Source organism: Pseudomonas sp. KK4, from assembly GCF_001984065.1.
GTDB lineage: Bacteria > Pseudomonadota > Gammaproteobacteria > Pseudomonadales > Pseudomonadaceae > Aquipseudomonas.
Genome location: NZ_LYVP01000193.1, coordinates 1 through 6,072, shown reverse-complemented (window position 1 = coordinate 6,072; position 6,072 = coordinate 1). Strand labels below are relative to the sequence as shown.

Annotated in this window: 7 protein-coding genes; 2 read left to right on the top strand and 5 right to left on the bottom strand. The window is 60.8% G+C overall.

Annotated features, from left to right (window positions below):
* Positions 1–203: 203 nt before the first annotated feature.
* A complete protein-coding gene (locus tag B0W55_RS28385) occupies positions 204–461 on the bottom strand; it encodes a hypothetical protein (RefSeq protein ID WP_077049220.1) in 258 nt (85 codons plus the stop codon).
* A gap of 116 nt (positions 462–577) precedes the next feature.
* Between B0W55_RS28385 and B0W55_RS28380 the strand changes: the two genes are divergently transcribed.
* Positions 578–1,453 (top strand): YafY family protein, encoded by an 876-nt coding sequence (locus tag B0W55_RS28380; RefSeq protein WP_077049219.1) that lies wholly within the window; start codon positions 578–580, stop codon positions 1,451–1,453.
* A gap of 188 nt (positions 1,454–1,641) precedes the next feature.
* Here B0W55_RS28380 and B0W55_RS31355 read toward each other — a convergent pair whose 3' ends face one another.
* The 4 genes from B0W55_RS31355 to cynS form a co-directional block, all read right to left on the bottom strand.
* Complete coding sequence (locus B0W55_RS31355; protein ID WP_256576407.1) at positions 1,642–1,770, bottom strand: hypothetical protein; 129 nt, start codon at positions 1,768–1,770, stop codon at positions 1,642–1,644.
* A gap of 52 nt (positions 1,771–1,822) precedes the next feature.
* Positions 1,823–2,791 (bottom strand): pyridoxamine 5'-phosphate oxidase family protein, encoded by a 969-nt coding sequence (locus tag B0W55_RS28375; protein WP_077049218.1) that lies wholly within the window; start codon positions 2,789–2,791, stop codon positions 1,823–1,825.
* A gap of 131 nt (positions 2,792–2,922) precedes the next feature.
* On the bottom strand, positions 2,923–3,735 hold the full coding sequence (locus tag B0W55_RS28370) for a formate/nitrite transporter family protein (protein ID WP_077049217.1): 813 nt from the start codon (positions 3,733–3,735) through the stop codon (positions 2,923–2,925).
* 41 nt (positions 3,736–3,776) lie between these two features.
* Positions 3,777–4,217, bottom strand: coding sequence for a cyanase (gene cynS, locus B0W55_RS28365; RefSeq protein WP_077049216.1), 441 nt, complete (start codon positions 4,215–4,217; stop codon positions 3,777–3,779).
* Positions 4,218–4,429: 212 nt separating this feature from the next.
* On the opposite strand from cynS, the gene B0W55_RS28360 reads away from it, so the two are divergent.
* The coding region (locus B0W55_RS28360) for a sigma 54-interacting transcriptional regulator (protein ID WP_077049215.1) at positions 4,430–6,072 on the top strand (1,643 nt) is incomplete at its 3' end.

Below are 6,072 nucleotides of genomic sequence, written 5' to 3'. Positions count from 1 at the left end.
CCAGCGATGGCGGAGTGTCTGCCACCATGGATGTTGGATGTGCAGGCCTCTTCGCGAGCAAGCTCGCTCCTACAGTGTTGTGTGTTGGCCATGGATGTTGTGGTCGACCCCAAACCCCTGTGGGAGCGGGCTTGCTCGCGAAGGCGGTGTGTCAGTCATTGTTGATGTTGGATGTGCCGGCCTCTTCGCGAGCGTGCTCGCTCCTACAGGGGGTCTTGCAGGATCTTGAGCTTGCGTTGCAGCTGCTCCACATGCGCCTTCTGCGCCCGCAGCGCCGATTTCAATTCGCGATTTTCCTCGGCGTGCCAAATCATCCGCTGCTGGCGCTCCTTCATGATCCCGTGCAAACGCTCCAGCAGTCGCCAGGCCTTGTTCGCCTGCAGGTACTGCACCACCAGCATCAGCAGGATCATCACCAGCATCAGCATCGCCAGCAACGCCATCCAGTCCAGACCATCCATATTCATCTCCTCGTATCGCCCGTTCCAGGGCCTCTGGCGGCACGATATGTAGTGGCAGATGACACGTCTAGAATGTAGGCTTATACAGGTAAAGTTTTCGCTCACATGGAGGCGGCATGAAACGCAAGCAAACCATCGAACAGGTCCGTTGGGACCTGGCCCTGCGCTACCGATTGATCGAAACCGTGGCCTGGTGGGAAGGCCGGCTGACCACGGTGCATCTGACCCAGAGCTTCGGCATCAGCCGCCAGCAGGCCTCCAAGGACATCAACACCTACATCACCGAGCATGCGCCCAAAAACCTTACGTATGATCGGCACATCAAGGGTTACGTGCCGAGCAAGCACTTCAAGCCCTTGTTCATCGACGACAGCGCCAGCGCCTACCTGCACCTGCTGTACCAGAACAATGCCCGGGCGCCCCACGTAGAGGGATTGGCGCTGGCATACGCCCACACCAAAGTGCTGGAAGTGCCTGACCGGTCGATCACCGCTGAAGTGTTGCGCCCGCTGCTCAAGGCTTGCCGCGAGCACCTGCGCCTGGACATCGACTATGTCTCGCTCAACAGCCCGGAACCTGAAGGACGAACCATCGCCCCGCATACCCTGGTCTACACCGGCATGCGCTGGCATGTGCGGGCCTACTGCGAAAAGAACCGCGAGTACCGTGATTTCGTGCTGAGCCGGTTGCGCGGCGTGCCCGAATTGATGGAGGGCGAGACCGAGAATGGCATCGCAGGCGATAGCGAGTGGAACAGTGAAGTGGACGTGGTCATCAAGCCCGATGAACGCTTGACCACCGCGCAGAAAGCCATCATCGAAGGCGATTTCGGCATGCTCGAGGGGCACCTGCGGATTCCCTGCCGCCAGGCGCTGGTCAAGTACGTGTTGCAGCGCTACCAGATCGACCCGAAAAACATCAACCCCAAGCCGGAGGCCCAACAGATCGTGGTGGAGAACCTCAAAGAGCTCAAGCCCTGGCTGTATGACTGATCGTCCGTTGGCGCTTGCCTGCAATGGCGCTGTGTCAGGCACCCCGGGGGTGAAGCTGCCGACGCCTTCGCGAGCAAGCCCGCTCCCACACTTGATCACCGTTGGCCATAGATCCTGCGATCACTGCAAATCCCTGTGGGAGCGGGCTTGCTCGCGAAGGCGGCGGTACATTCAACATCGATGCCCGCTCAGACCACCTCGATCCGCGTCAGCCCCACCCGCTCGGCCTGCTCCAGGATCTGCTCCGGCGTCGCGTCCGCGTCGGGCATGATCAGGCTGTTCTCGGAGTGCCCCAGATGCAGTTGCAGCAGGTGCATCGCCGCCTCACGCACGGGTTGCCCAGCGGTGTTCTCAAATTCAATGACGGCATCATTGCGGCGCCCACATCCCGATCAACTCTCGCATCGCCGAATCGTCCTCCACCCGCCAGCGCAAACTCAGCGCACCGCGCCGCCGAACCACCTGTTCCACGGTCAGTGTCCACAGTCGCTCCGCCTCCGGGAACGTGGCGATCTGCGGGCCTTCGAGGATCAGTTCGGTACGCCCGGTGAGCTGCAACGTATCCCCCGATTCAAAGTCGATGAACAACAACCCCGCACGGGGATTGAGCAGCAGGTTGCCCAGGGTATTGAAATGCATGTTGCCGGCGTAGTCCGGAATGGTCAGGACATTGTCCTCGATCCGTACGAAACCGCGATTGCCGCCCCGGTGCGACACGTCCACCGAACGCCTGCTCGCATCGCCGTCCGGGTCCACGTAACTGGCGATGAAAAAGGTGTCGGCCGATCGAATGGTCGCTTTCGCGGACTCATCCAGTTCGCCCAGGATTTCGCTTTCAACCTCTGAAGAACCCTGGCCGAGGCTGTCGGGGCTGACGCCACGGGGTTGAATGTACTGCGGGCAGTTGCCGAACGCGTGCACCACCGACACGGTAAAGCCACTGGCGGACGCGGCGCTGATGGAGCCGTTCATGCGATTGCGTCGGCGGGTGGTCAGGTCGATACCCAGCAGCCCGACGGCCGCGTCTGCTGTCAAGGCAGGTCTGACCGGGTCGCCATTGGCGGGCAACCGGTCAATGTCCAGCAGCAGCGGGTCATCTGAATGCATGAAGCCAGGCGGGCCCTCCAACAGCGTCGCCCAGGGCCTGCCGCGCTCATCGACCGCGCCGAGCATCAGGTAGGGCAAGCGGTTGTAGAACCGACGATGCTGCTCGGGCAGGTGATCACGCATGATCCTCGGCCCGTAATATTCCATCTGGTCCGCAACGCCGACGCTTGCCTGCAAGTACCGCTCGCCCGCATGCCAGGGCGATGCGTCGGGTGTGTTCGCCTGTTTCATAGTGACCTCGATGCTGTGCAGACCGGAAACGGTCCTCTGCGGCTGATGTCAGTGTCACCATGAAACGGCGGTTAGAGAATGAGCACGAATGTCATCGGTCAATTGCACAGGGTGAAATAATCGACTGGACGTCAGGCCAGCGCGCGTTTGGCCGCCGTCTTGATGTGGGTGCTGTACAGCGTCAGCCCGGTGAAGGCCAGACCGCCCACCAGATTGCCCAGCACGGTGGGGATTTCGTTCCAGATCAAGTAGTCCATCACCGAGAATCCGCCACCCATGATCATGGCCGACGGGAACAGGAACATGTTGACCACCGAGTGCTCGAAGCCCATGAAGAAGAACAGCATGATCGGCATCCACATGGCGATCACCTTGCCGCTCACCGAGGTGGAAATCATCGCCCCCACCACGCCCATGGACACCATCCAGTTGCACAGCATGCCGCGCAGGAAAATCGTGATCCAGCCACCCACGCCGTAGTGTGCGTAGCCCAGGGTGCGGGCTTCGCCGATGCTGGCGATCTTTTCCCCGACCGCGCCGGGGCCGGCGTTGAAGCCGTAGGTGAAGACGAAAGCCATCATGAAGGCCACGGTCAGCGCACCGGCGAAATTGCCGACGAACACCAGCCCCCAATTGCGCAGCACACCGCGCACGGTGACGCCCGGGCGCTTGTCCAGCAGCGCCAGCGGCGTGAGCATGAACACCCCGGTGAGCAGGTCGAAGCCCATCAGGTACAGCATCGAAAAACCGACGGGAAACAACACGGCGCCAAGCAAAGCAGAACCGCTCTGCACTGCGATGGTGACGGCGAACACTGCCGCCAGCGCCAGGATCGCCCCGGCCATGAAACTGCGGATCAAGGTATCGCGGGTCGACATGTGAATCTTCGATTCGCCGGCATCGAGCATCTTGGTGACGAATTCGAACGGGAGTAGATAGGACATTGGGCTTTCCTCAGAACTGACTGTTGAAACGTCTGTGGCGATTACCAGGAACGGTAAGGCAGAAACTTGCCATTGAGCGTCAGCAGGACGCGGTCGCCCTTGGGGTCTTCGATTTTTTCGACATGCATGGAAAAGTCGATGGCGCTCATGATGCCGTCGCCGAACTTCTCCTGGATCACGTCCTTGAGCGTCGGGCCGTAGACGCCGACCACTTCGTACAGGCGATAGATCAATGGGTCCTGGGGCACAGTCTTCTCCCAGCCCTTGACCGGAAACTCGGTCATGGCCATGGCGACCTCTTCACCCAGTTCCAGCACTTCACAGATGCGCGAGGCCACGTCCGGCGAGGCGCTGTTCATGCCGTAGCACACCGACGCCAGCCACACCGGCGCCTTGCCCACCCGTTCGCTCAGTTGGTCCCAGGTCAGTTCCTTGCGGGCCTTGGCTGCCATGACGGTGTGGTGCATTTCGACTTTGTTCATGGGATGACTCTCTCGTGGTTTGGCGATACAAGAGCAATAGCGAGAGTCGTGCCAATCTCGAATTATTTTTTAAGTATCTGATTTTTATGGAGTTGTTCGCTAAATACAGGCATGAAAAATTAACGATATTTCGTTATTGACGAATTTTAGTTAATTGATTCACGATTTTTCGTATATTGCCTTGGCCGTGTTTAGCCAGGATGTTTCGAGAAATGCCCACCCCAATCGACGCCACAGCTGCCGCCCAGGCCCCGCTCGCCATGCTGGTGGTGGACCCGGCCGCGGACTCACTGGTCCAGGTCAACGCCGCCGGCCTGGCCCTGCTGGGTTATGAAGAGGGCACCAGCGCCCTCACCCGCTTCAGCCATTTCTTCGGTAGCGCGATCGCGTTGTGGGTCAGTTTCACCGATGAGGTGCTGACCCAGGGACAAGCCTGGTCCGATGACCTCAGCCTGCTGGACCTGGGGCGCAGGCACCACGCCGTCGAAGTCAGTGCCCGGGCACTGGAGGATGGCCGGCGCATCGTGCTGATCATTCAGGATCGCGACCTGCTGGAGGCCCGCCGCAATCGCTCCGAAGCCCGGCGCCAGCATCGCCTGGGCCACGTCGGCTGGGAGCGGATCACCCAGGTGTTCGAGCGCATCGAGCGGCAGAACCGCTTGATTCTCGGCGCCGTCGGCGAAGGCATCTACGGCCTCGACGCTACCGGGCAGACCACCTTTATCAACCCCGCCGCAGAGCGCATCCTCGGCTGGAGCGCCGGCGACATGGTCGGCCATGACGCCCACCAGTTGTTTCACCACAGCCACAGCGACGGCAGCCCCTTCGAAGTGCAGCAATGCTCTATCCATAATTCGTTCAGCGACGGCCAAGTGCATCGCGTCGATAACGAGGTGTTCTGGCACAAGAACGGCGAAGCCATCCCCGTGGAATACACCAGCACGCCGATTTTCGAGATGGGCCGGCTGGTGGGCGCCGTGGTGCTGTTCCGCGACATTCGTGAGCGGCAGCGGGCGGAACTGCGCTTGCGCGAGGCCTTGAATGAAGTGGAACAACTCAAGCAGCGCCTGGAACTGGAAAACCAGTATTTGCAGGAGGAGATCAAGGCCGAGCGCAATCACCACGAGATTGTCGGCGACAGCCCGGCGGTGCTGCATTTAATCCGCCAGATCGAACTGGTGGCGCCGACCGATGCCAACGTGTTGGTCACCGGGGAATCGGGCACCGGCAAGGAACTGATCGCCCGGGCGATCCACGCCAGCAGCCGGCGTCGCGACCGGCCGCTGATTCGCGTCAACTGCGCGGCCATCCCGCGGGATTTGTTCGAGAGCGAGTTCTTCGGTCACGTCAAGGGTGCGTTCACCGGCGCGGTCAACGAGCGGGTGGGCCGTTTCGAACTGGCCGATGGCGGCACACTGTTTCTCGACGAGGTGGGGGAAATCCCTCTGGAACTGCAAAGCAAATTGCTGCGGGTGCTGCAGGACCAGCAATTCGAACGGGTGGGCGACAACCTGACCCGCGCGGTGGATGTGCGGGTGATTGCCGCCACCAACCGTGACCTGCGGGACATGATCGGCGCCGGCACCTTTCGGGAGGATTTGTACTTTCGCTTGAATGTGTTTCCAGTGCGCTCGGTACCCCTTCGCGAACGTCTGGGCGATATACCGCTGTTGGCCGGGCACTTCCTTGAACGCGCATGCCTGGCTTTCAACAAACCCGGCGTGCGCTTGCCATTGACCCAGGTCGAAGTGCTCAAGCGTTATCCATGGCCGGGCAACATCCGTGAACTGGAAAACGTGATCGAACGGCAGATCATCGTGTCCCAGGATGGTCGGCTGCGCTTTGACGACCTGCT

Excerpts from the sequence above, each read along its gene's own strand:
- B0W55_RS28375 (WP_077049218.1), bottom strand. The coding sequence starts at position 2,791 with ATGAAACAGGCGAACACACCCGACGCATCGCCCTGGCATGCGGGCGAG.
- B0W55_RS28370 (WP_077049217.1), bottom strand. The coding sequence starts at position 3,735 with ATGTCCTATCTACTCCCGTTCGAATTCGTCACCAAGATGCTCGATGCC.
- B0W55_RS31355 (WP_256576407.1), bottom strand. The coding sequence starts at position 1,770 with ATGCACCTGCTGCAACTGCATCTGGGGCACTCCGAGAACAGCCTGATC.
- B0W55_RS28380 (WP_077049219.1), top strand. The coding sequence starts at position 578 with ATGAAACGCAAGCAAACCATCGAACAGGTCCGTTGGGACCTGGCCCTG.
- B0W55_RS28385 (WP_077049220.1), bottom strand. The coding sequence starts at position 461 with ATGGATGGTCTGGACTGGATGGCGTTGCTGGCGATGCTGATGCTGGTG.
- cynS (WP_077049216.1), bottom strand. The coding sequence starts at position 4,217 with ATGAACAAAGTCGAAATGCACCACACCGTCATGGCAGCCAAGGCCCGC.